Source organism: Salinicola endophyticus (assembly GCF_003206575.1).
Classification (GTDB): domain Bacteria; phylum Pseudomonadota; class Gammaproteobacteria; order Pseudomonadales; family Halomonadaceae; genus Salinicola; species Salinicola endophyticus.
Genome location: NZ_PZJO01000010.1, coordinates 33,019 through 57,278, shown reverse-complemented (window position 1 = coordinate 57,278; position 24,260 = coordinate 33,019). Strand labels below are relative to the sequence as shown.

At 67.8% G+C, this 24,260-nt stretch carries 28 protein-coding genes; 22 read left to right on the top strand and 6 right to left on the bottom strand.

Annotated elements, in window-relative coordinates; translation table 11 throughout:
* Positions 1 to 217: 217 nt before the first annotated feature.
* The gene (locus DOM66_RS17350; RefSeq protein WP_110691020.1) at positions 218 to 520 is read right to left on the bottom strand and encodes a hypothetical protein; all 303 of its coding nucleotides are present in this window, start codon (positions 518 to 520) and stop codon (positions 218 to 220) included.
* Positions 521 to 976: 456 nt separating this feature from the next.
* On the opposite strand from DOM66_RS17350, the gene DOM66_RS17345 reads away from it, so the two are divergent.
* From DOM66_RS17345 to DOM66_RS17295, 11 genes are all read left to right on the top strand, one after another.
* The gene (locus tag DOM66_RS17345) at positions 977 to 1,249 is read left to right on the top strand and encodes a tail protein X (protein ID WP_407071992.1); all 273 of its coding nucleotides are present in this window, start codon (positions 977 to 979) and stop codon (positions 1,247 to 1,249) included.
* 82 nt (positions 1,250 to 1,331) lie between these two features.
* Positions 1,332 to 1,535 carry a hypothetical protein gene (locus DOM66_RS17340; RefSeq protein WP_110676995.1) on the top strand — a complete coding sequence of 68 codons (204 nt, stop codon included), beginning with the start codon at positions 1,332 to 1,334 and terminating at the stop codon, positions 1,533 to 1,535.
* Entirely contained in the window at positions 1,532 to 2,035 is a 504-nt protein-coding gene (locus tag DOM66_RS17335) for a lysozyme (protein WP_110691019.1), read from the top strand. Before DOM66_RS17340 ends, DOM66_RS17335 begins: the two co-directional genes overlap by 4 nt.
* Entirely contained in the window at positions 2,032 to 2,400 is a 369-nt protein-coding gene (locus tag DOM66_RS17330; protein ID WP_110691018.1) for a hypothetical protein, read from the top strand. The genes DOM66_RS17335 and DOM66_RS17330 overlap by 4 nt, the downstream gene beginning before the upstream one ends.
* 107 nt (positions 2,401 to 2,507) lie before the next feature.
* Positions 2,508 to 3,002: a phage tail protein gene (locus tag DOM66_RS17325; RefSeq protein ID WP_110691017.1), complete on the top strand. Its 495-nt coding sequence runs from the start codon at positions 2,508 to 2,510 to the stop codon at positions 3,000 to 3,002.
* 366 nt (positions 3,003 to 3,368) lie between these two features.
* Positions 3,369 to 4,007: a phage baseplate assembly protein V gene (locus DOM66_RS17320; protein WP_110691016.1), complete on the top strand. Its 639-nt coding sequence runs from the start codon at positions 3,369 to 3,371 to the stop codon at positions 4,005 to 4,007.
* Positions 4,007 to 4,357: a GPW/gp25 family protein gene (locus DOM66_RS17315; protein ID WP_110691015.1), complete on the top strand. Its 351-nt coding sequence runs from the start codon at positions 4,007 to 4,009 to the stop codon at positions 4,355 to 4,357. Before DOM66_RS17320 ends, DOM66_RS17315 begins: the two co-directional genes overlap by 1 nt.
* 3 nt (positions 4,358 to 4,360) lie before the next feature.
* A complete protein-coding gene (locus DOM66_RS17310; RefSeq protein WP_110691014.1) occupies positions 4,361 to 5,260 on the top strand; it encodes a baseplate assembly protein in 900 nt (299 codons plus the stop codon).
* Positions 5,253 to 5,807: a phage tail protein I gene (locus DOM66_RS17305; RefSeq protein WP_110691013.1), complete on the top strand. Its 555-nt coding sequence runs from the start codon at positions 5,253 to 5,255 to the stop codon at positions 5,805 to 5,807. Before DOM66_RS17310 ends, DOM66_RS17305 begins: the two co-directional genes overlap by 8 nt.
* 10 nt (positions 5,808 to 5,817) lie before the next feature.
* A complete protein-coding gene (locus DOM66_RS17300) occupies positions 5,818 to 8,529 on the top strand; it encodes a phage tail protein (RefSeq protein ID WP_110691012.1) in 2,712 nt (903 codons plus the stop codon).
* A gap of 2 nt (positions 8,530 to 8,531) precedes the next feature.
* Complete coding sequence (locus DOM66_RS17295; protein ID WP_110691011.1) at positions 8,532 to 9,146, top strand: DUF4376 domain-containing protein; 615 nt, start codon at positions 8,532 to 8,534, stop codon at positions 9,144 to 9,146.
* A 7-nt stretch (positions 9,147 to 9,153) separates the two neighbouring features.
* Here the strand turns inward: DOM66_RS17295 and DOM66_RS17290 are convergent, their stop codons facing one another.
* Entirely contained in the window at positions 9,154 to 9,660 is a 507-nt protein-coding gene (locus DOM66_RS17290) for a DUF1176 domain-containing protein (RefSeq protein WP_110691010.1), read from the bottom strand.
* 491 nt (positions 9,661 to 10,151) lie between these two features.
* Positions 10,152 to 10,781 carry a hypothetical protein gene (locus DOM66_RS19690; protein ID WP_157959092.1) on the bottom strand — a complete coding sequence of 210 codons (630 nt, stop codon included), beginning with the start codon at positions 10,779 to 10,781 and terminating at the stop codon, positions 10,152 to 10,154.
* A 211-nt stretch (positions 10,782 to 10,992) separates the two neighbouring features.
* On the opposite strand from DOM66_RS19690, the gene DOM66_RS17285 reads away from it, so the two are divergent.
* The 9 genes from DOM66_RS17285 to DOM66_RS17245 all read left to right on the top strand — a co-directional run bounded on the left by DOM66_RS17285 (position 10,993) and on the right by DOM66_RS17245 (position 19,429).
* Complete coding sequence (locus tag DOM66_RS17285; protein WP_110691009.1) at positions 10,993 to 12,177, top strand: phage tail sheath protein; 1,185 nt, start codon at positions 10,993 to 10,995, stop codon at positions 12,175 to 12,177.
* 40 nt (positions 12,178 to 12,217) lie between these two features.
* Positions 12,218 to 12,730 (top strand): phage major tail tube protein, encoded by a 513-nt coding sequence (locus DOM66_RS17280; RefSeq protein WP_106418718.1) that lies wholly within the window; start codon positions 12,218 to 12,220, stop codon positions 12,728 to 12,730.
* A gap of 85 nt (positions 12,731 to 12,815) precedes the next feature.
* A complete protein-coding gene (locus DOM66_RS17275; protein ID WP_106418719.1) occupies positions 12,816 to 13,163 on the top strand; it encodes a phage tail assembly protein in 348 nt (115 codons plus the stop codon).
* 50 nt (positions 13,164 to 13,213) lie between these two features.
* Positions 13,214 to 13,378, top strand: coding sequence for a GpE family phage tail protein (locus DOM66_RS20105; RefSeq protein WP_110678794.1), 165 nt, complete (start codon positions 13,214 to 13,216; stop codon positions 13,376 to 13,378).
* The gene (locus tag DOM66_RS17265) at positions 13,332 to 15,773 is read left to right on the top strand and encodes a phage tail tape measure protein (protein ID WP_157959091.1); all 2,442 of its coding nucleotides are present in this window, start codon (positions 13,332 to 13,334) and stop codon (positions 15,771 to 15,773) included. The genes DOM66_RS20105 and DOM66_RS17265 overlap by 47 nt, the downstream gene beginning before the upstream one ends.
* Positions 15,774 to 15,960: 187 nt before the next feature.
* Positions 15,961 to 16,404, top strand: coding sequence for a phage tail protein (locus DOM66_RS17260; RefSeq protein WP_110691007.1), 444 nt, complete (start codon positions 15,961 to 15,963; stop codon positions 16,402 to 16,404).
* The gene (locus DOM66_RS17255; RefSeq protein ID WP_110691006.1) at positions 16,401 to 17,432 is read left to right on the top strand and encodes a contractile injection system protein, VgrG/Pvc8 family; all 1,032 of its coding nucleotides are present in this window, start codon (positions 16,401 to 16,403) and stop codon (positions 17,430 to 17,432) included. The genes DOM66_RS17260 and DOM66_RS17255 overlap by 4 nt, the downstream gene beginning before the upstream one ends.
* A gap of 94 nt (positions 17,433 to 17,526) precedes the next feature.
* The gene (locus DOM66_RS17250; RefSeq protein ID WP_110691005.1) at positions 17,527 to 18,609 is read left to right on the top strand and encodes a type IV toxin-antitoxin system AbiEi family antitoxin; all 1,083 of its coding nucleotides are present in this window, start codon (positions 17,527 to 17,529) and stop codon (positions 18,607 to 18,609) included.
* Positions 18,572 to 19,429: a nucleotidyl transferase AbiEii/AbiGii toxin family protein gene (locus tag DOM66_RS17245; protein WP_157959090.1), complete on the top strand. Its 858-nt coding sequence runs from the start codon at positions 18,572 to 18,574 to the stop codon at positions 19,427 to 19,429. Before DOM66_RS17250 ends, DOM66_RS17245 begins: the two co-directional genes overlap by 38 nt.
* A 59-nt stretch (positions 19,430 to 19,488) precedes the next feature.
* On the opposite strand, the gene DOM66_RS17240 is transcribed toward DOM66_RS17245, so the two are convergent.
* Complete coding sequence (locus DOM66_RS17240) at positions 19,489 to 19,941, bottom strand: trypco2 family protein (protein WP_110691003.1); 453 nt, start codon at positions 19,939 to 19,941, stop codon at positions 19,489 to 19,491.
* A gap of 183 nt (positions 19,942 to 20,124) precedes the next feature.
* A complete protein-coding gene (locus DOM66_RS17235; RefSeq protein ID WP_110691002.1) occupies positions 20,125 to 20,847 on the bottom strand; it encodes a hypothetical protein in 723 nt (240 codons plus the stop codon).
* 109 nt (positions 20,848 to 20,956) lie between these two features.
* On the opposite strand from DOM66_RS17235, the gene DOM66_RS17230 reads away from it, so the two are divergent.
* The gene (locus tag DOM66_RS17230) at positions 20,957 to 21,973 is read left to right on the top strand and encodes an endonuclease (protein ID WP_110691001.1); all 1,017 of its coding nucleotides are present in this window, start codon (positions 20,957 to 20,959) and stop codon (positions 21,971 to 21,973) included.
* A 444-nt stretch (positions 21,974 to 22,417) separates the two neighbouring features.
* On the opposite strand, the gene DOM66_RS17220 is transcribed toward DOM66_RS17230, so the two are convergent.
* Positions 22,418 to 22,768 (bottom strand): LexA family protein, encoded by a 351-nt coding sequence (locus DOM66_RS17220; RefSeq protein ID WP_157959089.1) that lies wholly within the window; start codon positions 22,766 to 22,768, stop codon positions 22,418 to 22,420.
* A gap of 394 nt (positions 22,769 to 23,162) precedes the next feature.
* On the opposite strand from DOM66_RS17220, the gene DOM66_RS17215 reads away from it, so the two are divergent.
* On the top strand, positions 23,163 to 23,978 hold the full coding sequence (locus DOM66_RS17215; RefSeq protein ID WP_110690998.1) for a transglutaminase-like domain-containing protein: 816 nt from the start codon (positions 23,163 to 23,165) through the stop codon (positions 23,976 to 23,978).
* Positions 23,979 to 24,260: the final 282 nt, after the last annotated feature.

Below are 24,260 nucleotides of genomic sequence, written 5' to 3'. Positions count from 1 at the left end.
GGGCCTGATAGCACGGGTCTGAGAACGCGGGCCAGAGAAAACAGCACAAAACGCCCACCACCGCCCGACAGCGAGCCTCATGCAAAGGGCACAAGCGGAGCCACTATCCGCGCAGACGGACAGCGAACAAATATCTCCACGCCCCTCGCTCCAATGCCTCTCATCAACAAGCCACGCATGGGTAGCTCAAGACAGACCCCCTAGCGCCAGGGTGGTGTCACGGTGCCGAGCGCACCGCAGACTGCGCCTCCTCATGCCTGGAAGATGCCATGGATTCCGCTTCGCTATCCTGTCTGATGGCTACGTCCGCTTGGGCGCGCCCGGCATCGAGCCGTTGATAGGGCACCATCGGCCGCGTCGTCGGCTGGCCATAGAAGACATGAAAGGGCTCCGTGATCAACGGTTCGGGCGGACGCGGCACGTCCCCATAACGGCAGCGGAACTCGGCACAGTCACCGGCCAAGGCGCCGGCCCCCTGGCCCAGGCAACTCAGTGCCAAGATAACGGCAAGCGTCTTCATTCCACCTCCTGAGTCGCGTCCATCGCCCGCGGGGACAGGAGCGAGTATAGGTGTGCCCGGCCTCGCATGGAGGACGATAAACCTGCTACTCGGCGGCCGATTTACCTCTCTATCACAGCTTTCTACACGCCGACTGACACCGTGCTGACGGCCAGCCCTACTGATTACAAGACAACGTCACTATCGAGAAGAAACAATAGGTTAGCCTTTCCCACGCTACGCATACCCCAGCTCTCCAGGGAGCTGTCGTGGAGTGTGCGGGGGAAGTGTTCATCATCTTCTCCCCCCGTCTAGCGTCCTGTTCTCCCGCCCTTGTCGCCACGACCAGATCCGTGTCTTGCCCCCGCTTGGCAGGCCGCTGTCGCTGGCGTGGGTTGTCCCTGAGCGGTGGACGTTCAGGGTGGATTGAGGCCGACGGGCGGGCGTCGCACTCTCGGGGGATCGTGAGGTGCCGGGGTGCCCGCGCCGCTCATCGGCGCGGGGCTCGGGCGAGTCGAGTGCCAATCCGGGGGTGTGCGCGTGCCGCGAACCGTGTCGAGTCTTCAGGGCGATACCGTCGATCGCCTGTGCCAGCGCCACTACGGGCGTACCGATCTGGTGGTGCAGGTGCTGGCGCACAATCCCGGGCTGTGCGCCCTGGGCCCGCGGCTGCCGAGCGCCACACTGGTGGTGCTGCCGGATATCGCGTCGCCACCGCCCACCCCGCGCGTGGTCGAGCTGTGGCGCTGAGCCCGGCCCGGGCACCTCTTCTTTCATCTCGTCGCGGGCCGGTGTGGCGGTCACGCTGGCGCGCGTCGACGCAGGAATCGGTATGGCCCATCAGTTGAATATCACCACCGAGGCGTTCAAGACGGCCCCGCCGGCGCTGGTCTCGCTGCTGCACGCCGGAGGCATGACGCCGTCGAGCTGGGTAACGCTGCTGACGCTGGCCTATCTGGTGCTGCAGATCGGGCTGCTGGTGCCGCGCTATCTCGCGCGCTGGCGTGCCTGGCGGGCGCAGCGGAGGCAGTCGTGAGCCCGCTGGCGCGCTGGATCGGCGGCGGCGCGATCGGCGGTGCCTGTGCGCTGGCGCTGTCGATCTCGATTCAGGTGGTCAAGCAGTTCGAGGGCACCCAGCTGACGGCTTATCCCGATCCGGTGGGGGTGCCGACGATCTGCACCGGGCATACCGGGGCCGAGGTGGCGCTGGGGCAGACGCTGACCCCGGCGGATTGCGAGGCGCTGCTGGCCGGCGATCTCGGCCACGCCTTCGCGGTGGTCGATGCCGCGCTGACGCCCGCCGCCCAGGCGACCCTGACCCCGGCGCGGCGGGCGGCGCTGGCGTCGTTCGTGTTCAACGTCGGTGAGGGGGCGTTTCGCGACTCGACCCTGCTGACGCGGCTGAACGCGGGCGAGATCCGCGCCGCGTGTAACGAGCTTGCGCGCTGGGTCTATGCCGATGGGCGCCGGCTGCCGGGGCTGGTGCGACGGCGTGAGGCGGAGCGCGAGCTGTGCCTGGCGGGGCTGGATGGATGACCCTGCGCCTGTTCGCCCTGGCCGTCGGGCTGGCGCTGGCCACCGGCGCCGGCTGGTTCAGCCGCGGCTGGCTGGAGGATGCCCGGCGCTTCACGGCGCTGGAGGCGGCCCAGGCCGCCACGGCCCGGGCGTTGGCGCGGGAGTCGGTGATTGCCGGGGTGGTCGAGGCGCGGCTGGCGACCCTGGACGCCCATCAACGGGTCATCGACCGGGGAGTGGTTCGTGAGATTCAGAAGCCGATTTATCGCCGCGTCTGCCTTGAGCCTGACGCTGTGCGCCTGCTCAACGCTGCCGCCGCCGGCCGCGCCCCCGATCCAACAGACACTGCTGAGCCGCTGCCCGACGACCCTGCCGCCGCTGAGTGACGGCAGCGGGGCCAGCGTGGTGCTGACGCTGCGCGACTGGGCGGCGCAGTACCACGCCTGCGCGATTCGACATAACGGTCTGGTGACCACCCTGAAGGAGACCCGGCATGCACCTGCTGAACGCACTGATTGAACACCTGCGGCGCACCGTACCGGCGCTGCAGGGGATGCCGAACCGGCTTTCGGCCCAGGTGGATGAGGGGCGGCTCCGGTTCGCCGCGGGGGCGTCGCTCTCCCACGGCTACGCGGTGACCGCGCAGCTGACGCTGCACGCCTACGACGACACCCTGGATGCGGTGATGCTGCCGCTGCTGGCGTGGCTGGCGCGCTATCAGCCGGAGCTGGGGCCGGAACCGGGGCTGCGCTTCTCCTGGATCTTCGCCGGGGAGACGCCCGCCGATTTGCGCCTGTGGGTGCCGCTCGAGTCGCGCGTGGTGGCGACCCATGACTGCGACAGCGGCGAGATCACCCTCGACCACCGCCAACCCGCCTTCGACGCCGAGACCTGCCCCGCCGAGCACTGGCAGCTGCTGGTGCGCGACGAGAGCGCGGGTGAGGAGGGGTATCGGTTAGTGGCCGAGTGGGATGGCCCGCTGGCCTAGGCAATGTCTGAAAAGTACTGCGCTCGCCCATACGGCGTTAAAAATTGGCTGGAGCGCCAGCCCGGTCAGGATGCTCATTTACACCCTGTAAACTCCGCTCCCTCGCCAATTTTTGCCTTAGCTACGCGCCCCGGTCTGACCTTCGCTCGTCGACTTTTCAGACATTGCCTGACGCCCGGCTTCGGGGGCGATAAAAAGCCTGACGCCCGGCTTCGGGGGCGATAAAAAGCCTAACGCCCGGCTTCGGGGGCGATACCGGCCCCGGGGGCGATAACAGTCGAACCCCCGCTGACAACGCCCGCGGCTCGCCAGCCCGCCCCGCGCCGCGGACCATGAGCGCATGCCGTCTCCCGCCACCGGTGCGCCATGAATCCCGTTGAACTTGCCCGTCTGCTCCACAATCTGATCCGCGTCGGCCGTGTCGCCGCGATCGACCACGCCGCGGTGCGTGTGCGCATCCAGAGCGGTGCGCTGCTCACCGACTGGCTGCCGTGGCTGACCGCCCGCGCCGGCCACACCCGCAGCTGGAATCCGCCCACCCTGGGCGAGCAGGTGCTGCTGCTCGCCCCCGGCGGCGAGCTGCGCGGCGCCCTGGTGCTGCCGGCGCTGAACTCGGATGCCGTGCCGGCGCCGAGCCATGACGCCAACCTGACCCTGATCGAGATGCCCGACGGCGCGGTGATCGCCTACGACCACGCCGCCAGCCACCTGAGCGCCACCCTGCCCGGCTCCGCCGGTCTCGACGCCCAGGGCGCGGTGAGCGTCACCACCGCTGCCGCCCTCACCGCCACCGCCGCGGGTGGAGCCACACTCAATGCCGACACCGTGATCAACGGCAATCTCACGCTCAACGGTAACTTCAGCCAGCCCAGCGGCCAGACCGCGACGATGGCCGGCGACGTCCGCTTCACCGGTGCGGTGACCAGCAACGGCCGCGACATCAGCGCGAGCCACACCCACGGCGGCGTGAAGCGCGGCGGCGACCAGACGGACGGGGTGAACTGATGGCCGGCATGGATCGCACCAGCGGTGCGGCGCTGGAGGGCATCGCGCATATCCGCCAATCCGTCACCGACATTCTCACCACGCCCCTCGGCTCGCGGGTGATGCGGCGGGACTACGGCTCGCTGCTGCCGGAGCTGATCGACCAGCCGCTGGATGGCGCCACCGCCCTGCGCGCCTATGCCGCCTGCGTGGTGGCGCTGATGCGCTGGGAGCCGCGCATTCGGGTGACCCAGATCCAGCGCCACGTCTCCGCTGAGCGCCCCGGGCGGCTGACGCTCAGCGTGCAGGCCGAGCGGGTCGACGACGGCGCCGACCTCACCTTCGACATCCCCCTGGGACAGGAGACCTAAACCATGGCCGGAGGCTTCACCGCCGTCGATCTCTCGCGGCTGCCCGCGCCGGATATCGTCGAGCCACTCGACTTCGAGACGATCTTCGCCGCCCTGCTCGCCGATCTGCGCGCGCGGGCCCCGGCATTCGATGTCAGCGTCGAGTCCGACCCCGCCTACAAGATCCTGCAGGCCGCCGCCTATCGCGAGCTGCTGCTGCGTCAGCGGATCAACGAAGCCGCCCAGGGGGTGATGCTCGCCTACGCCCGCGGCGCCGATCTCGACCACCTCGGCGCGCTCTTCGGCGTCGCCCGCCAGACCCTGGACGCCGGCGACCCCGCGGCCGTGCCGCCGGTGCCGGCGACGCTGGAGACGGATGCCGACCTGCGCCGGCGCATCCAGCTCTCGCTGGAGGGCTTCTCCACCGCCGGCCCCGAGGGCGCCTACGTCTTCCATGCGCTCTCCGCCGACGGCCAGGTGCTGGATGCCAGCGCCACCAGCCCGGCGCCGGGGGAGGTGGTGGTCACCGTACTCGCCCGCGACGGCGACGGCAGCGCCCCGGCGGCCCTGCTCGCCCACGTCGACGCCACCCTCTCGGCGGAGGACGTTCGCCCGCTCACCGACCATGTCAGCGTGCGCAGCGCCGAGATCGTCGACTACCGCATCGACGCCACCCTCTACTTCTACGCCGGCCCCGACCGCGAAGTGGTGATGCGCGAAGCGCGCGCCGCCGCCGCCATCTATGCCGAGCAGCAGCACCGCCTGGGGCTCGATGTCACCCTCTCCGGGCTCTACGCCGCGCTGCATCAGCCCGGAGTGCAGCGGGTCGAGCTGGCCGAGCCCGCGGTGAGCCTGGTGATCGACCGCACCCAGGCGACCCACTGCACCGAGATCGCGCTGCGTGACGGAGGTCTCGATGAGTGAGCCGCGCCCCCGCGCCAGCCTGCTGCCGCCCAATGCCAGCCCCCTGGAGCACGCCCTGGAGACCACCGCCGCCGGCGCCAGCGAGCTGCCGGTGCCGCTGCGCGCGCTGTGGAACCCGGACACCTGCCCCGCCGAGCTGCTGCCGTGGCTCGCCTGGGCGCTCTCGCTGGATGCCTGGCAGCCCTACTGGCCGGAACGCATCAAGCGCCAGCGCATCCGCGACGCGATCGAGATCCAGCGCCGCAAGGGCACCGCCAAGAGCGTGCGCGACGTGGTCCGCTCCTTCGGCGCCAGCCTCGCCCTGCGCGAGTGGTGGCAGAAGGCCGAGCCGGGCCCGCCGCACACCTTCGACGTGGTGCTGACTCTGGGCGCCGAGGTGCCCCGCAGCGCCGAGTTCCAGCAGGACATCGTCGACGAGATCACCCGCACCAAGCCGGTCCGCGCGCACTTCACCTTCACCGCCGGGCTCAGCGCCGCAGGCGGTGTCGGCGTCGCCGGCGGCGCCCGCGCCTTCGTCTACCGCCGCCTGGCGGCCACCGCCCACTAGAGGACCCCCGATGGCCATCGTCTTCACCATCACCGATGCCGGCCGCGCCGCGCTGGTCGACGCCGACCACGACGGCACCACGGCCCTGACCCTCAGCGAAATCGGCTTCGGCCGCGGCCGCTATACCCCCAGCGCCGACCAGACCGCCCTGCGCGAACCGATCAAGCGCCTGGCCAGCATGGCCGGCCAGGCGGTCGCCGCCGACACCCTGCACGTCAGCGTGCAGGACGAGAGCAGCGACACCTACGCCGTCGGCGAGATCGGCCTGTTCACCGACACCGGCGTGCTCTTCGCGGTCTATTCGCAAAGCGAGTGGATCATCGAGAAGGCCGCCCCCTCGACCCTGCTGCTGGCCACCGACCTGGTGGTCGAAGCCCTCGACGTCTCCGCGATCACCTTCGGTGACGCCGCCTTTCTCAACCCGCCGGCCACCACCGAGGTCGCCGGGGTGCTCGAGCTCGCCACCCAGGCCGAGGTCGACGCCGGCAGCGACGCCCGCCGCGGCGTCGTCCCGCGCACCCTCAAGGCGTTCATCGACAAGGTGCTCGCCGCCTACGCCACGCTGAAGCAACTCAACGACCATGCCGCCAGCCGCAACCACCCGGCGGCCACCACCAACGCCCAGGGCATGGTCGAGCTCGCCACCTACGCCGAGACCAAGGAGGGCAGCGACAACGCCCGCGCGGTGACGCCGGCGGCCAACAAGTCGGCGCTCGACGCCCACCGCACCGAGGGCAGCGCCCACGCCGCGACGCGGATCTCCGTCGAGGGTCTGGCCAAGCTCGGCAATCCGACCACGGTGCAGAACGCCCTGGGCGCGCTGGGTACCGCGGCTCGGCGCGACGAAGGCCCCGGCAAGGGGCTGGATGCGGATACGGTGGATGGCCGTCACGCCGACGATCTCGTCTGGCGTCGAGGCCAGGCGCATCAGCAGATCGCCGGTGGGCTCAAACTGTGGGGCGCCGGTCACGCATCAGCCAACGTGGCGGATGGCTATGGCCTTCATCTCAGCGCCTTCGGACCCGGCGTCGTCTTCGCTGATCGCACGACCAATGCCGGCAGCAGCGCGCTCTGGTTCGATAACAACCGCCTGAATCTGACCTACAGCCCCAGCGGCAACGCCAACCCTGGCGCAAGTACCGATGCTCAGGAACTGCTGACGGTATCGCCGAGCTTCTTCCGTTATCTGGGCAAGACGATCTGGCACGCAGGCAATCAGGGCAGTGGTTCCGGTCTGGATGCGGACAAGCTGGATGGTCTGCACTCGGCGGATTTCGTGCGAGATATCAAAGGCAACGCCACGCTCGAGGGCACCCAGCCGACGCTGCTCTTCAAGACCAACGGCGGCAATGATCAAGGCGGGGTCCGCTTCAACAATCCCACCGGTAACGACGGGGAGTTGGAGTTCTTTACCTCCGACGACTATGCAGAGCCCTTTGTCTTTCGCGCTTATGATCGTAACGATCAATACGCCTCGTCCGATGCACGCCGGGAGTGGGCCCGCATCGACAACGCCGGGATCGCCACCGACGCCACGCTCAGAATCCAGGGCAAGGAGGTCTACCACCCCGGCAACGCCAGCGATCTCGCCACCATCGCCGGCACCAACGACCTGCGCGGTGTTCAGCTATTCCGCAGCATCACCAAGTGGGCGGTCGACCCCAGCAGCGCTAACGTCCAGCGCGCCGATGCTCGGGTCGACGGCAACCAGGCGCGTCTTCACTGGTACGGTGAAGACCAGGACGGCAAAACCGCCAACTTCCGCCATGCCTGGTATGACGGCAGCAAGTACATCAATGTCAGTGCTGATAATGGCGGTGTCGTCTTCGATGCTACCCGCCCCTGGCTGACGCTCGACTCTCCCAATAGTGGCGACAATGCGCTCTCTCAGGGCGCGGGACTCTCGATTGGCGAAAGTGGCCAGCGCGGCGATGCGGCACTCCATCTCACCTATGTCGGCGATGGCAGTGGCCATATTGGCATGGGCGCCGTCGGGGATGACGGCATCCCCGCCAACGCCGCGATGCGCCTTTACTACCGCTCCAAGGATGTCACCTTCAACGGCAAGATCAGCGGCAACGGGGCGGGCCTTTCCGGGGTCGACGCTGACCGGCTACAAGGGCTGCAAGCCAGCCAATTCCTGCGCTCGGATACCGGCAACAACAAAGTCCCGCTGGGCTCGACGAGCTCGACCAACTGGGACGGTCTGGTCTACGACGACGGCGCCAATACGCTGGCCTTCTTCGCCGATCAGGACCCCTCTGCCGATACCCCGCGCGTGCTGCTCGGCCCCGGCTGGGTGGAAGCCGGTGGCGACCGACTGCTGAAAGAGAAGGATTACGACAGGGCCACGATCAAGAACGATTCCGGTGACTACTTAGGTATCAGCAAGAGTGGCTATATCGACCTCAAAGTCGGCGGTGACTGGAAATTCCGAGTGACCAAGGAGGGGCGTATCGACCGCGCTGAAGGCGGCATCGAACCTAGGCTGATAAACGTTTCAGTAGGCGCAGTCGGCACTTACGCTTTCCTCAAAAACAATGACAGCAGCGCCGCAGACGTTGGCGCTACCAAGCCCGGATCCAAATTATCTTATACCGCCGCTTGGAACGACGACGAGAGCCGTAAGCCATCAGGCACGTGGATGTGCATGGGTAAAATCAACAGAGGCGCGGGTGAAAACGCCAACACTCGTTCATCCGTCTGGTACAGGATTTCTTGATCATGAACACATCGGACTTAGACAGCAGCATTGATCCAGTCAAGACCTCTCCTTGGCGCAACCCAACGCTAAACGACGATGGCACCATTGACTGTGAGATCCAGCATAAGCAACTAGGATGGATTCCATTTACCGCTACACCTAATGATCCTGAAGAGTTGGGCCGTCTGATCTTTTCTGAAATAAAGGCATCCAACGAGGATATTCCTAGCACATTAATATCGATCGAAAGTTTGGCATTTAGGCAAAGAGGCATTATCGAATCGGCCCTGGCCGCCGCCCTGCGCGCGGGCATGCCCTACACCCTGCCCGGTGGCAGCGAGGATGTGATCCAGACCCGGCCGGAGGAGGACGAAGCCAATCTGCTCGGGCTGGCGATCGAGGCCCGCGACCGTCGTGCCGCCGGCGACACCGACGCCAGCATGGCGCTGCGGGCGCAGTCGAACACCGTCTATTCGCTCACCCCGGCGCAGATGATCGCGCTCACCGACGCCGCCAAGGCGTTCAAGCAGGGGTTGCTGGCCCACTCCTGGCAGTTGAAGGACGCCATCGCCGCCGCCGAGGCCGCCGGGGACCGCGAGGCGATCGAGGCGGTGGTGTGGGAGGCCGCGACCTAGCCCGACGTCACTTCGCCTCGAAAACCACCGGATACCGCGTCTGCCCGCTCTCGCAGTTCGGCTGGGCGCGGTACTCGGTCAACTGGAAGTCGCTGCCCTGCCACACCCAGGTGCGCTCGCCGCCGCAGCCACCGGCGCCGCGATCCTTGTAGCGGTCGTGCAGGGTGCCGTGCTGCGCATCGAACTCGGGATCGAACAGCGTCCGTGTGCCGGTCCAGCTCCCGTCCCGCCACAGCGCGAACAGCAGCGCACGGGGCGTCCCACCGTCCGGGGCGAACACCGCCTCGTAACCCGTCTGATAGGCGCCGACGGTACAGGGCACCAGCCACACCTCTCCTGGTAACCATCCCTTCACGCTGGCGTGGCGAGGCGCGAGACCGGTGGTTGCGTCGCTGATCACGCAGGCATCGCTCACCTCGGCCTTCACCGCCGCCGGCATCTCGCTGTTCGCCAGGGCTGCCATCGGCAGCGCGCCCAGCGCCAGCACCCCGGCCATCATCATGCTGCGCCACATATCGCACCTCTGCTGGATTGGATCATCAGGAAGGCGGGGAGATCCCGCGCCCCGCTGGTATAGACGAGTCTCGATCGGAGCGCCATGGGTAGCCTAGTTGGCCGCGTGGGGGAATGGGGCATCGATTGCCAAGTGGTGGGGCCGCATCCAACTCAGCCCTCGCCCGTTCTACGGGTGGGAGGATTTTCTCATGGTAACGGGGAGCGCTTATGGTATCCCTCGCAGGGATTAGACCTTAGAGCCCGAACAAAGGGTAATGTTGATGGGCATCGATTCGCGCGCTCCGGCGCTAGCTCTTGGGTGATAACTGCACCTACATGCCCCCCAGACCTCTCGGGCCTGAAGCAGAGAAAGCGATGGATCCCGATGTACCCAAGGCAGTTATCTGGGATGACGGGCAATAAAGATTGCCGCGTAGAAGCCAAGGCAAAACCAGCGACTCGAACTCAAAGCACTCATCCTCCTGAAACAGATATCAACGTAGAGCACCCTCATGGTCGCTTGCCATGAAAGTCATTAGCCAGAAGGCGATCCCTATCCCCAAACAAAAACATAAACACATACCTAGGACTCAACAGAGACCTTCTATAAAAATACTCATTATTCTTAATCACATAATGCAGCCAAGCCCTCATATAAGCGTCACGATAAACCGCCTTATACGAGAAAGAATAAAGGCTTTCGAACCCACAGTCGGCACCGTTCCAGTCTGTGACCTCAACCGACCAAAAATCGATGACAGCGCCTTGCCCCAGAGCCGTTGACTGCCCCACCTCTTTCCATTCAACGTTACACTTGACTCCATCGGGAAAAATGCAAACTGCCAAGTCATTCAAATCCTTTGCAGATGCAACGGAATAGGGCTTCCCTCTATAGAATATAAGCAATTCCTGAATAGCGGCTGGGCCAAACCCATGATTTTCAATACTAACAGTGCATTTACCAGTGCTTTCCCTGCCTGAGTGCACCATTACGAGCATCGGCATAGTGGAAACTCGAGCATGTCGTGCGGTAATGATTGCCGCAACCAATGCACCAAAACTGGAAACGAAGGTTCCCAGCATGGCAAAAAACGCAACTGTTAGCGTTCTATCCCCGAGGACATCTTCCAAGAATTCCAAATTGACACCTCCAACTTGAATCCTCCACCTCTTTCACCAACATCTCATTGATTCAACCGTCGCGAGCATGCTTAAGACAAGATGATTTTTATAGGTAATGAAGAAGAGGTTTTCTCAAAGTCCACTCCACACCGCTCCCCGCTCGCCCCAGACTACCATCCCCCACACCATGAGCCCCTGACAGCCCCGTTACCCTGATCAGGACCCCCTCATGGCACTCGACCAATACCATCACGGCGTGCGCGTCTCGGAAGTCAACGACGGCACCCGTACCCTGCGCACGATCTCCACCGCGGTGATCGGCATCGTCGCCACCGCCGCCGACGCCGATGCGACCGCCTTCCCCCTCGACCGCCCGGCGCTGGTCACCGATATCGCCACCGCCATCGGCCAGGCCGGCAGCAGCGGTACCTTGAAAGGCGCCCTCAGCGCCATCGCCGAACAGGCGCGGCCGATCGTGGTCGTGGTGCGCGTCGCCGAAGGCGCAGATGCCACCGAAACCAGCGCCAACGTGATCGGCACCACCACCGACAGCGGCCAGCGCACCGGCCTGCAGGCGCTGATGACCGCCAAGCAGAAGCTCGGCGTGACCCCGCGCCTGATCGGCTGCCCGGAGCTCGATACCCCGGAAGTGACCACCGCCCTGGTGCCGGTGCTGCAGGCGCTGCGCGCCTTCGGCTACGCCTACGCCCACGACTGCGAGACGCTGACCGACGCCACCGCCTACCGCGACCAGTTCGGCGCCCGCGAGCTGATGCTGATCTGGCCGCGCTTCGAGGCGTTCGATGCCGATACCGCCGCCACTGCCCCGCGCAGCCCGGTGGCCGTGGCGCTCGGCCTGCGCGCCAGGCTCGACCAGGAGATCGGCTGGCACAAGACGCTCTCCAACGTGGTCGTCAACGGCGTCACCGGGATCGACCGCGACGTCTTCTGGGATCTGCAGTCCGCCGCCACCGACGCCGGCCTGCTCAACGCCGCCGATGTCACCACCCTGGTCAACCAGGGCGGCTTCCGCTTCTGGGGCTCGCGCACCTGCGCCGGGCCGCAGTCGCTGTTCCCGTTCGAGAACTACACCCGCACCGCCCAGATCCTCGCCGACACCATCGCCGAGGCGCATCTGTGGGCGGTGGACAAGCCGCTGCACGCCTCGCTGGCCCGCGACATCATCGAAGGCATCAACGCCAAGTTCGCCGAGCTCAAGGCGCTGGGCCTGATCATCGACGGCCGCGCCTGGCTCAACGAATCGCTCAACACCCGCGAGAGCCTCAAGGCCGGCAAGCTGCGCATCGATTACGACTACACCCCGGTGCCGCCGCTCGAGGATCTCGGCTTCCAGCAGCGCATCACCGACACCTATCTCGCCGATTTCGCCAGCCGCGTCGCGGCCAGCGCCTGAGCGCCGGTTCGGCCCCGAGACCCCTGAGGAGCATTGATCGATGGCACTTCCCAAGAAACTCAAAGCGCTGAACCTGTTCGGCAACGGCGACAACTACCAGGGCCAGATCCAGTCCGTCACCCTGCCCACGCTCACGCGCAAGATTGAAGAGTGGCGCGGCGGCGGCATGGACGGCAGCGTCGGCATCGACATGGGCATGGATGGCCTGATGACCTGCCAGTGGACGGTGGGCGGCCTGGTCGAGTCGATCTTCGACAACTTCGGCGCCTCGCGCCTCGACGCCGACCTGCTGCGCATGACCGGCAGCTACGAGCGTGACGACACCGACGAAGTGGTCGCGGTGGAGGTGGTGATGCGCGGCCGCCATACCGAGATCGATTTCGGCGACGCCCAGGATGGCGAGAACACCGAGCACAAGATCACCAGCACCCTGAGCTACTACAAGCTGGTGATCGGCGGGGTGACCAAGATCGAGATCGACCTGCCCAACTACGTGTTCAAGGTCAACGGCGACGACCGCCTGGCCCGCCGCCGCCAGGCGCTGGGTATCTAAGCCGCGCCCCCGTCAGCGGTGGTCTCCCCGCCGCTGACATCGCCCGCGCGCCGCGTCACCCCACGATCACCACCGAGAGACACCCATGAGCCAAGCCCAGAACGCTGATACCGCCGCCAAGACGGCCGCTGATAAGACCGCCGCCGACGGCACCCGCGTCACCATCGCCCTGGACACGCCGATCGTGCGCGGCGAGCAGCGCATCGACGAGATCGTGCTGCGCAAGCCGAGCGCCGGCGAGCTGCGCGGGGTCAACCTGGCCGACGTGCTGCAGATGCAGACCGACGCCCTGATCAAGCTGATCCCGCGGCTCTCCCAGCCCAGCCTGACCGAGCACGAAGCGCGCCAGATGGACCCGGCCGACCTGGTCCAGTGCGGCAGCGACATCGCCGGTTTTTTGCTCTCGAAGCGGGCGCGGGGCGAAACCGCCTGACACCCCGCGGCGGCGCCGAGATCGCGCTGCCGGCCCAGGTAGAGGATGCGATGGCCGACCTGGCCATCGTCTTCCACTGGACCCCCACGGACTGCGCAGATTTCAGCCTGCGCGAACTGATGGAGTGGCGCGAGCGCGCCCGCCAACGCTCAATGAACGAGGCCCCCCATGGCGCGCAATCTCCCCCTCCCGGCGCTGCTCGCCAGCGTCGCTAAGCTCACCGCCCCGCTGACGCGCCTGCGCCGCGAATCTCCGCGTCTTGTCCGCCCGGCGACGCCCGTCGGCGCCGATCCTGCCGTCTCTGACCACACCTGGCGGGATAGCGCCCGCCTGCGCGACGCCCTCGATCAGCTGCGCCAGACGATGGTGCGCCAGCAGCGCCTGCTGCCGGCCCCGGCCGCCGCGGCCACGGCGACCGCCTCGGCCCCGCCGCCGGTGGCCCGGATCGCCCAGGCCAGGCGTGCGCTACCGGCGCCGACACCCGCGGCGAGATCCCTGCCGACACCTGCCGCGAGATCCGCGGCGACGACCGCGGCGCGTGCTCGCCCGAGACCGCAGCCCGCCGAGCTGCCCAGCGGCGGGCTCGGGTTCGACAGCCTGATCCAGGGCGCCAAGACCCTGCTCGGCCCCGCCCTGGCGTTCCAGCGCGAGCAGCGCCACGTACGCCGCGCCGGCGGCTTCACCCGGGATGACCCGCGCGCCCAGGCGCTGGCCCAGCAGGCCCGCGAGCTCGGCACCCAATCCGGCTTCGGCGCCACCCGCATCGCCGCGGCCCAGGCCGCGCTGCTCGAGCGCCAGGTCAGCCCGGCGGCGATCCAGGCCTCCCTCGGCGATATGGTGCTGCTCGCCCAGGCCAACGGCCGTGAGCTGGTCGAGAGCGTGACCCGCACCAGCGCGCTGGCCCGCCAGGCCGGGGTCGACCTCGCCGAACAGGGCGCCATGGCCCGCTTCGCCGATGTGCTCAGTGCCAGCAGACGCCGCGCCAGCGGCGCCAATACCGGTGGCCCCGATACCGGCGTAGCCGTGACGGGTGGCGCCCAGATCGGTGGCCCCCATGCCGAACGCCTCAGCGCCGCGCGCCAGATCAGCGCCCCGGCACGGGCCGCCGGCATGCCCGCGGTGGCCAACGCCGCACCGAACATCGTCACGCCGGCCACTGCCCGCGTGCCCGATCTCAGCGGCACCAACCTGCGCGCCGCCCGCAGCGCGGTGGACGACCTGAGCGGCGACCTCGACCGCCTGCAGGCGACCTGGGAAGAGACCAGCATCGCCTTCGCCACCGCCAACGACGGCGCCCTGCGCGACCTGGTCAAGGCCATCACCGCGATCACCCGCGGCATCGCCGGCTGGATCGACGACAACCCCGAGCTGACCACCCTGCTGACCCAGTTCCTCGGCGTGCTCGGCGGCATGCTCGCCACCCTTGGCCTGCTCGCCAGCGGCATCGGCGCCGTGCTCGCCCCGCTCACCGCGCTCAGCGGTGTGCTCACCCTGCTCGGGCTCAACCCCGCCAGCCTGACGATCCTCGCCATCGTCGCCGCGGTCGCCGCCCTCGGCGTCGCCGCCTACCAGATCTACCGCCACTGGGGCGCGATCAGCGAGTGGTTCAGCCAGCGCTGGCAGCAGGTCAAGGACGCCTTCGCCGGCGGCATCGGCAGCGTCATGCAGCTGCTCGCCAACTGGTCACCGCTGGGGCTGATCTATCAGGGCATCATCGCCACCCTCGACAAGCTCGGCATCGAGGTGCCGGCCAGCATGAGCACCCTCTCGGACGCCATCGTCAACGGCCTCGAGAGCGCCTGGAAAGGCATCACCGAGCTCTGGAACTGGTTCGAGACGGCCCCCGGCCGCGCCATCGACGCGGTCGTCAAACTGGTCACCGACTGGGACCTGATGGGGCAGCTCAAGGAGAAGTGGGACGCCGCCATCGACTATCTGAAGTCGCTGCCCGGCAACCTCTGGGGCAGCGGCAAAGAGATGGCGGGCAAGGCCGCCGATCGCGTCACCTCGCTGGCCAGCGACGCCGGCGACGGCCTGAAATCGCTCAAGGAGAAAGCAAGCGCAGGCGCCCGCGCCGTCGGCGATCGGCTGGCAGCGGGCAAGAACTACGTGGTCGAAGGCGCCAGCAGCCTGGCCCAGAGCGCCCTTCAGAGCTTCAAAGAACGCCTCGGTATCCAGTCGCCCTCCCGCGAGTTCGCCAAGCTCGGCGGGTATACCGTGGAGGGCCTGACGCTGGGGATCGAGCGCCAGCGTGACGAGCCCATCCAGCGCATGGTCGCCATCGCCCGCGACGTCGTCCGCGCCGGTGCCGGGCTCACCCTGGCTGCCGCCGCCGTCCCCGCCAGCGCGCAGCCACCGTTCGCGCCCGAGCTCGCGCTGCTGGGGCCGACCCCGATCACCCTCGATACCCGCGCCCCGCTCACCGCCGGCGGCCCGCCCCCGGCCAGCGACAACCGCGTCCAGATCGGCGACATCCATATCCACGCCGCCCCCGGCATGGACGAAAACGCCCTGGCACGCCAGGTCGCCCAGGAGGTGCAGCGCGCCCTCGAGCAGGCGCAGCAGGAACGGGCCGCCTATCAACGTTCGTCGATGTGGGATCGAGACTAGGGTTTGTACGAAAAGTCGGCGAGCGATGGCAAGACAAGGCAAAAATCGATGAAAAAGCGGAGTTTACGGGGTGTAAATGAGCATTTTTGACCGGGCTGGCGTTCCAGCCGGTTTTTAACGCCGTATTGCTGAGCGCAGGCAGTTTTCGTACAGACCCTACGCCCCCAACGAATCACAGGAGAGCACTATGCTCATGGCCCTCGGTATGTTCGTGTTCGAAACGCGCTCGGTGCCCTACCAGCAGTTGCAGCGCAATAGCGCCTGGCGCCACGCCGCCCAGTCCCGGGTCGGCGCCCGCCCGGCCTATCAATATCTCGGCCCGGGCAGCGACACCTTGACCCTCAGCGGCACCCTGCTGCCGGAGTTCACCGGTGGGCGTCTCGAGCTCGACGCCCTGCGCCAGATGGCCAGCCAGGGCGACGCCTGGCCGCTGATCGAAGGCACCGGGCGCCAGTACGGCCTGTGGGTGATCACCCAGGTCGACGAGACCGCCAGCCAGTTCCACCGCGACGGCGCCGCCGGCAAGCTCGACTTCAGCCTCAGCCTGGAACGGGTCGACGACACCCGCCTCGACCTGCTCGGCAGTCTCACCGCCGAGAGCCTCTCGCGCTTCAGCGGAGCCTACGCATGAGCACCCCACGCAGCGGCGACCCGCGCCTCGGCCCGCCCGGCCTCGGCACCGCGCGCCCCGACTACCGCCTCAGCCTGGGCGGCGAAGACATCACCCCGCGGGTCAATGGCCGCCTGATCGCCCTTAGCCTGACCCGCCAGCGTGGCGGCGACGCCGACCAGCTCACCCTCACCCTCGCCGACCACGACGGCCGCCTGGCGCTGCCGCCCCACGGCGCCACTCTCGAACTCGCCCTCGGCTGGCACGCCAGCGGCCTGGCCAGCCGCGGCACCTTCATCGTCGACGAAGTCGAACACAGCGGCGCCCCGGACCGTCTCCAGCTGCGCGCCCGCGCCGCCAACCTGCGCCAGCAGCTCCCCGGCAAGCGCTCGCAATCCTGGCACGATCTCACCCTCGCCCAGCTGATCGAGACCCTCGCCGCGCGCCACGACCTCACACCGGTGGTCGGCGACACCCTCGCCGGCATCCGCCTGGAACATATCGACCAGACCGACGAATCCGACCTCAACTTCCTCACCCGGCTCGGCCAGCGCTTCGACGCCATCGCCACGATCAAGGCCGGCCACCTGCTCTTCACCCGCGCCGGCGAAGGGCTCAGCGCCAGCGGCCTGGCCCTGCCCGGCGTCGTCCTCACCCGCCGCGACGGCGACCGCCACCGCTTCACCCAGAGCGACCGCGACGACCACACCGGGGTGATCGCGCACTGGAACGACACCGCCGGGGCCGAGCGTAAGGCGGTTCAGGTCGGCAGTGAGGCCAAGCCCAAGACCCTGCGCGACACCTACGCCAGCGCCGCCGACGCCCGCCACGCCGCCGAAGCCGAATGGCGCCGCCTGCAGCGCGGCCAGGCCAGTCTCGACCTCACCCTGGCCCACGGCCGCGCCGACCTCAGCCCCGAGACCCCGCTCACCCTGCGCGGCTTCAAGGCCGGCATCGACGAACGCGCCTGGCTGATCACCCAGACCACCGAAAGCCTCAACGACAACGGCTACCTCACCCAGCTCAGTTGCGAACTACGGGGGGGGTGAAGACGAGAGCTCATCAAGAGCGCAAGCGGCGGCTTGCTGTCCATTTTTGACAGGCGTACATTATTAATGGACACGCAAAGATATTGGACAGCCAATGCACGCATGGCAGTGGGAGACGGAAGACGAGATAGCACGGGAGATCGTGGCCGCGGCCCTCGCGGCCTGCGAACGCGAGACGGCGCTGCCCGTCACCCCGTCTGCCATCATGCACATCGATACCCCCACCCACACGCACGTCGCCCAGGCAGACACCGCGGATCTGATCGTGGAGATCGGGGGGCATCGCTTCCGGGGTGAGGTGAAACGCTGGGCCGCCCACCGTCTGCGCGAACTCGTTCACGCCTCGGCCAGCGACCCGGAGCGGCTGCTGATCGTGGACTACCTCAACGCCAACGCCGCCCAGCGGCTCGCGGCGCAGGGCATCCAGTTCATCGATACCGCCGGCAACGCCCATCTCGACCGCCCCGGGCTCAAGATTCTGATCCGCGGCCAGCCACGCCCGGCCGCACTCACGCGTGACGGCCTGAACGCCCCCGGCGACAAAGCCTTCCAGCGCAAGGGGCTGATCCTCATCTATCACCTGCTGACGCGGCCCGAGCTGGTCACCGCCTCGCTGCGCACCCTCGCCGCGGAGAGCGGCGTCTCCCACGGCACCGCCGACAATGTCATCAAGGCCCTCGACAGCGGCGGCTTCATCGCCCAAGGGCGCGGCGGCCGGCGCCGGCTGACCGACCCGCGCCGGCTGCGCGACCGCTGGGTCACCGGCTATGCCGAAACCCTCGCTCCCAAGCTCGAACTCGGCGCCTTCTATCGCGAAGCGACCGACTGGTGGGGCAGCGCCGAGGTCACCGACCTCTCCGCCGCCTGGGGGGGCGAAGTCGCCGCCGCGCGCTACACCGGCTATCTGCAGCCCGAACTCGCCACGCTATTCGTACCGCGGGCCAACCTCCCCGCCCTGATGCAGCGCTACCGGCTGACTCAGCCACCCGCCGGGCGCCCGGCCAACCTGCGCCTGCGCGAGCGCTTCTGGGGCGATGACGCCGAGACCGACACCACCGGCCTGGTTCACCCGCTGCTCGCCTACGCCGATCTGCTCGCCAGCCAGGATGCCCGCAACGCCGACACCGCCCGGGTGCTTCATGACCGCTATCTCGCTGACACTCACCAGCCCGCTTGAGCCCAGCGTGCGCGACACCCTGGGCGACATGAACACCGTCGCCGCCACGCTCGGCATCGACTATGTGCTGATCGGCGCCACCGCGCGCGACATCGTCCTGCATCACCTCTTCGGCGCCCCGCGGCCGCGGGCTACGCGGGATATCGACTTCGCCATCTACGTCCGCGACTGGGACGACTACCGGCGCGTCCGTCACGCCCTCGTCGGCCGTGGCTACACCCCCGAGCGCGAACCCCACCGCCTGCACTCCCCCCAGGGCGACACCCTCGACCTTCTGCCCTTCGGCGGCGTGGCGGCGGGTGAACCCGCGATCGCCTGGCCGCCGGACGGCGCCGTGGTGATGTCCGTGATGGGATTCGCAGAAGCCTGCCGCAGCGCCTACCGGGTCAGCTATCCCGCGCCCCCGGAGATCACCTTCAAGGTCGCCAATCTCGAAAGCCAGATCCTGCTCAAGCTGGTCAGCTGGAGCGAACGGACACCGGCCGAGCGCCGCAAGGACGCCGCCGACATCGCCTACCTGCTGCAGCACTACTGGCGTGAGGATCAGGACCAGGGCACGCTGTGGCAGGCGCCCTGGCTAGCGCGCCTCGAAGCCAACGACCACGACCATGCGCTCGTCTCCCTGCAGCTACTGGGGCAGCGCGCGGCACGGATCGCCAACGCCGACACCCTCGCCCATGTCACGTCACTGCTCGAAGGCACCCATCCTCAGCACTCGCTGGAAACCCTCGCGATCGAGATGGGCCGCGCGAGCCACACCTCCACCGACATCTGCCTCGGCTGGCTCGACCAGCTACACCAAGGCTTTCTACTGGTCTGACCCACGCGCAATGACAGGGCCAGCCATACGTCTTCTCTACCGGCCGGCCGCGACAGCGATCACTGGCCCCCTGTGCGCTCGTTGGGCCCGGTCGTGCGTTTTCTCAGCTCCTCATCCACGGTCTCCAGCACTTTGCGCAGATCCTCCTGATACTCCTCCAGGGGCGCGTTGCCGCCGTAAGCCGTCATCGCCTCCGTCTGCTTCAAGGCCCCCACCAGTCGCTCTCTGGCGCCCTGCAGCTCCGAGGTCCAGCCGCCCTCCCCCTTGGCACCGCCCGAGGGCACCACAGGCAACGGCGACAGCCGGAGCCGGACGCGATGGGTCGCGGTCTCCGACGCGTCCCCGTCGGCGTCAGACACCACCACCTGGTAACCCCCCGCCGCCTCACGGGTCATCGCAAAGGCGACCTCCAGCTCGACATCCGTCAGTTCATAGAAGGGATCGTCATCCGATTGCGCGTGGCGCAACTCCTCTTTCACACGCCCGATAAACTCACCTAACGCTATTTTCATGTCACAAGCCCCTGGCTGCCGAAGGATGACCGCGTTACGCCGCCTATCATAAGCCTGTACGGCGGCGATCCCCGGCCATTTTTTGCCCCTCGCACACCGGCCGCAACGCGCCAAGCCGGGCTCTCCGACCCACCGCCGCCCGCGTTATCGCATCCCCCGGCCCGCGTCTCTCGGCACGCCGGATCACCCGCCGTCGCGCGCGGCGCGGCGCTGCAGCGCCAACCCCACCAGCTCCGCCTGGAAGGCGTAGCGCGCCGCCAGCCAGCGCTGCCCCATGGCGCCGAGGGAGAGCCCCAGCAGCAGACAGACGGCGACCAGCGCGGCGAGCTGCATCGCCCCCGACCGGGTCCACTCGATATCGGCCGATGCGACTACCGAGAGCACGCCGAATCCGCCCAGCGCCTCGATGGCGCTGGCCGCCAGCAGACACAGCGAGATGCCCGCGGTGGGCGAGCCGAAGAACAGCGTCACCCGGCGATCCAGCCGCCGCACCTTGATCTCCAGCCACCGCTGCACATAGGCCAGCGTCGCCGGCGAAAACCCCGCCAGCCGATCGACCGCCGCCCGGTCGTGGCGAAACTCCCGGCTCAGATCCGTCAGCGCGATCCGCCGCCAGCCCACCAGCAGCCGCCCGGCGAGCAGGATCGGCACGCACAGCGGCACCAGCGACACCAGCTGGGCCAGCAGCCCCAATCCCAGCGCCACCCAGCGGAACGCCGCGGGCAGCGGGCCCAGGGTCAGATGCACGATCAACAGCCCCCCGAGCAGCGCGACCAAGACGCCGCCAGCCACCAGCGCCCCGTTGGCACAGCGATTCACGCGGCGCTCGAACGGCGCCCGATGCGCCGAGGGCCGGTAGCGCGCCAACCGGTCCAGCACCTCGAGCAGTTTGATTGCCTCTCCCATGCCACCTCCATCGTCTGCCTGACACACGCCCCCAGCCCGCCGCGGCATGCATCGCCCCGGCCAGACCTCTACAATGCGCGCTCGCTAAATCAATTGGTTCTAATCAAGCATGCGCGCTGTTTCCGCTCTACCCCCTCTCGTTGTCCGCCTCTCCCATGCCCTGGTCGCGCTCTGCCTCCTGACGATCCTGACTGCCCTGGCCACCCTGCCGGCGCTGGCCGCCCCACCCAGCTCCTTCTCCGCCGCCAAGCGCCTGGCGGAAAACGAGATCTACGTCGACCAGGACCGCACCTTCTACTGCGGCTGCGCCTTCGACTTCGACCAAGGCCCGGACCTCGCCAGCTGCGGCTACCGGATTCGCAAGCAGCCCAAGCGCGCCGCGCGCATCGAGTGGGAACACGTCATGCCCGCCTACGACTTCGGCCGGCAGCGCCAGTGCTGGCAAGAGGGCGGCCGCCGTAGCTGCCGCGCCAACGACCCGGTGTTTCGTCAGGCCGAGGCCGACCTGGTCAACCTGGTGCCCTCGGTGGGCGAAGTGAACGGCGACCGCTCCAACATGCGCTACGGCATGGCCACCAGCGCCGACGCCTACCAGTACGGCCAGTGCACGGCCAAGGTCGACTTCCCCGAGCGCACCTTCCAGCCGCCGGCGGCGGTCCGCGGCGATATCGCCCGCACCTACTGGTACATGCGCGACACCTACGGCATTCAGATCGGGCGGCAACAGCAGCAGCTCTTCCGGGCCTGGGCCAAGGCCGACCCGGTGAGCGCCTGGGAGCGCGAACGCAACCGGCGCATCGCCAGGATCCAGGGCAGCGGCAACCCCTATGTGGAAGGCGACACCTCAAACGACAAGGGCGAAGAGAAGATCGTAGAGAAGAGCGAAGGGAGGAACGAAGAGAAGACAGACAAGAGCAGCAGCACCGAGGCACCGGCCTGGACGAAGGGCCAGGATTCGAGCCCGCTCGCCCCCGATCACTCAGCGGCGGCGTTCAGCTGCACCCCGCGCAAGACCTGCAGCAAGATGCGCTCCTGCGAAGAAGCCCGCTACCACCTGACCCAGTGCGGCAACGCCCGCCTGGATGGCGACGGCGACGGCACCCCCTGCGAAGCGCTGTGCGGCTGAGGGCGGATACAAAACCGGCATGGCGCGTCCCCCGCCCCCAGGCTAGGCTCGGAAAGCTCATCGTCCCCGAGCGAGTGCCGCACGACGATCCGGCGGCTAAACCCAGCAGCACTCACAAGAAGGACACTCCTTCAAGGAACAGCAATGAAGATGCTCCCCCTCGACCAGGCCATCCTGGTGCGCAAACGGAGTCAATCGACATCGCCCGACAGTCTTCAAGGCCGGGCAGCGGCAGTCGACATGCCGACCGGCACCTTGAAGACGAGAATCAGAAAGCTGCGAAAGCAAGGTATCACCCTAGATAGAGCCATAGAGCTGGCTCTGCGTGACCCGATAGGCCCACAAGGACGTCCCCGAAAGCCGTTCTAAGCGCCCCGACAGCGTCACCTCGCAGCCTGGGGTGACGTCTTCCCGCCGGCACGCCCCGCCCCCTCACGAGACAGATCACGATACATAGCGCCGCGCCTGGCTCACCACCACCCCGCGCAGCACCTCGCCGGTGACGAACAGCGACTCATGCCCCTGCAGCGGGATCAGCCGCACCCGGCCGCCGATCCGCCACACCCGGCCCAGCAGATGCTCCCCCTCCAGCTTGGCCACGATCAGATCCTCATGGGCCGGCAAGCGATCCTCATCGACGATCAGCACATCCCCCTCGATCAGCGGCCCCTCGCACCCCGCCGCCGGGCCCAGCTCCACCGCATAACAGCTCGGCGGAAAGCTATTGAGGTCATAGCCTCTCAGCGCCGGATGGCCCAGCCCCAGCATCAGCGGCCCCAGATATTGCACCTGCATCGCGTCATCCACCTCGACCCAGTCATCGTTGTGCCATCGCACTCGCCACCCGCCCGGCGGGCGCTCGCTTGTCCTTTAGATACTGTATACGCATACAGTACAACATGGAAAGCCGTTCGCGACGCAACGGCGCGAAAAGGCGTGCCAAGACCCAGGCAGCGGACGCGCACCGGCAACGCCCTCCCGCCGGGTCAGCCGCCCATCGCCCATTCGCGGGAATCCCCCCGGTCAGCCATACTGCAACGGCTCCCCCAAGACGACACGCACACCCCCTACCGCCACGCGCACGGCCGGCAGACCGTCAGCGACGCCAGACCGCAATGCCCCGTGGCGACCGACGCACCACCCCGGCCGCCTCCCTGCCTGATCGACCCGCTCGTTCGGAGGCCCTATCGTGAGAATCCAGCTCGGCTGTGAAATGATCTTCCAATTCAACGGCCCCACGCCGATGATTGCGCTGCTCAATGTCCACCACTCGCGCTTTTCGCATCTCGAAGGGCCCGACCACCTGACCACCTCCCCCAGCGTGCCCATCGCCAGCTACCGCGACGGCTTCGGCAACTGGTGCAACCGCCTGGTCGCCCCCGCCGGCACCTTCACCCTCGGCACCAACGCCGTGCTCCACGACGACGGCCAGACCGACCCGATCGACACCAGCGCCACCCAGCACCCGGTGGAAGCGCTGCCGGCGGACGTGCTCCCCTACCTGCTCGGCAGCCGCTACTGCGAGACCGACCTGCTCAGCAACATCGCCTGGGAACGCTTCCAGCACACCCCCACCGGCTGGCAACGGGTGCAAGCGATCTGCGACTTCGTCCACCAGCACCTCACCTTCGGCTACGAACACTCCCGGCCCACCCGCACCGCCGCCGAAGCCTACCGCGAGCAGCTCGGCGTCTGCCGCGACTACACCCACCTGGCGATCACCCTGTGCCGCTGCATGAACATCCCCGCGCGCTACTGCACCGGCTATGTCAGCGACATCGGCAAGCCGCCCCCCTACGCCAACATGGACTTCGCCGCCTGGATGGAGGTCTACCTCAGCGGCCGCTGGTGGACCTTCGACCCACGCAACAACGCCCCCTGCATCGGCCGCGTGCTGATCGCCCAGGGCCGCGACGCCACCGACGTCCCGCTGACCCACACCTTCGGCCCCAACGCCCTGGGTGGCTTCAGCGTGTGGATCTACGAACTACCGCCGGGCGCCTGAGCCCCGGCGGCACCCGCCCACGCCAGCCGCTGGCCACCGGCCCCAGCGTCACCCGGCCAGCGAAGCGACATACCGCCCCCGGAACAGCAACGCAGGGACTCGACGCGGAAGACACCCGCACGGCACGGCAGCACGGCACGCCGGAGAGGCAAGAGAAGCGAGAGATGTCAGAAGAGGCGCAAGAGAAGCGCAAGAGAGGCGCGGTAGGCCAGCGAGAGAGAAGCGGGGCACGGCCAGCGTGGGCGCAGCGATCACGGATCGAGCGGCAAGCAGGAAAGCAGG

Coding starts and splice junctions, on each gene's coding strand:
- DOM66_RS17350 (WP_110691020.1), bottom strand. CDS start 520: ATGAAGACGCTTGCCGTTATCTTGGCACTGAGTTGCCTGGGCCAGGGG.
- DOM66_RS17340 (WP_110676995.1), top strand. CDS start 1,332: ATGGCCCATCAGTTGAATATCACCACCGAGGCGTTCAAGACGGCCCCG.
- DOM66_RS17330 (WP_110691018.1), top strand. CDS start 2,032: ATGACCCTGCGCCTGTTCGCCCTGGCCGTCGGGCTGGCGCTGGCCACC.
- DOM66_RS17325 (WP_110691017.1), top strand. CDS start 2,508: ATGCACCTGCTGAACGCACTGATTGAACACCTGCGGCGCACCGTACCG.
- DOM66_RS17320 (WP_110691016.1), top strand. CDS start 3,369: ATGAATCCCGTTGAACTTGCCCGTCTGCTCCACAATCTGATCCGCGTC.
- DOM66_RS17315 (WP_110691015.1), top strand. CDS start 4,007: ATGGCCGGCATGGATCGCACCAGCGGTGCGGCGCTGGAGGGCATCGCG.
- DOM66_RS17310 (WP_110691014.1), top strand. CDS start 4,361: ATGGCCGGAGGCTTCACCGCCGTCGATCTCTCGCGGCTGCCCGCGCCG.
- DOM66_RS17305 (WP_110691013.1), top strand. CDS start 5,253: ATGAGTGAGCCGCGCCCCCGCGCCAGCCTGCTGCCGCCCAATGCCAGC.
- DOM66_RS17300 (WP_110691012.1), top strand. CDS start 5,818: ATGGCCATCGTCTTCACCATCACCGATGCCGGCCGCGCCGCGCTGGTC.
- DOM66_RS17295 (WP_110691011.1), top strand. CDS start 8,532: ATGAACACATCGGACTTAGACAGCAGCATTGATCCAGTCAAGACCTCT.
- DOM66_RS17290 (WP_110691010.1), bottom strand. CDS start 9,660: ATGTGGCGCAGCATGATGATGGCCGGGGTGCTGGCGCTGGGCGCGCTG.
- DOM66_RS17285 (WP_110691009.1), top strand. CDS start 10,993: ATGGCACTCGACCAATACCATCACGGCGTGCGCGTCTCGGAAGTCAAC.
- DOM66_RS17280 (WP_106418718.1), top strand. CDS start 12,218: ATGGCACTTCCCAAGAAACTCAAAGCGCTGAACCTGTTCGGCAACGGC.
- DOM66_RS17275 (WP_106418719.1), top strand. CDS start 12,816: ATGAGCCAAGCCCAGAACGCTGATACCGCCGCCAAGACGGCCGCTGAT.
- DOM66_RS20105 (WP_110678794.1), top strand. CDS start 13,214: ATGGCCGACCTGGCCATCGTCTTCCACTGGACCCCCACGGACTGCGCA.
- DOM66_RS17265 (WP_157959091.1), top strand. CDS start 13,332: ATGGCGCGCAATCTCCCCCTCCCGGCGCTGCTCGCCAGCGTCGCTAAG.
- DOM66_RS17260 (WP_110691007.1), top strand. CDS start 15,961: ATGCTCATGGCCCTCGGTATGTTCGTGTTCGAAACGCGCTCGGTGCCC.
- DOM66_RS17255 (WP_110691006.1), top strand. CDS start 16,401: ATGAGCACCCCACGCAGCGGCGACCCGCGCCTCGGCCCGCCCGGCCTC.
- DOM66_RS17250 (WP_110691005.1), top strand. CDS start 17,527: ATGCACGCATGGCAGTGGGAGACGGAAGACGAGATAGCACGGGAGATC.
- DOM66_RS17245 (WP_157959090.1), top strand. CDS start 18,572: ATGACCGCTATCTCGCTGACACTCACCAGCCCGCTTGAGCCCAGCGTG.
- DOM66_RS17240 (WP_110691003.1), bottom strand. CDS start 19,941: ATGAAAATAGCGTTAGGTGAGTTTATCGGGCGTGTGAAAGAGGAGTTG.
- DOM66_RS17235 (WP_110691002.1), bottom strand. CDS start 20,847: ATGGGAGAGGCAATCAAACTGCTCGAGGTGCTGGACCGGTTGGCGCGC.
- DOM66_RS17230 (WP_110691001.1), top strand. CDS start 20,957: ATGCGCGCTGTTTCCGCTCTACCCCCTCTCGTTGTCCGCCTCTCCCAT.
- DOM66_RS17220 (WP_157959089.1), bottom strand. CDS start 22,768: ATGCAGGTGCAATATCTGGGGCCGCTGATGCTGGGGCTGGGCCATCCG.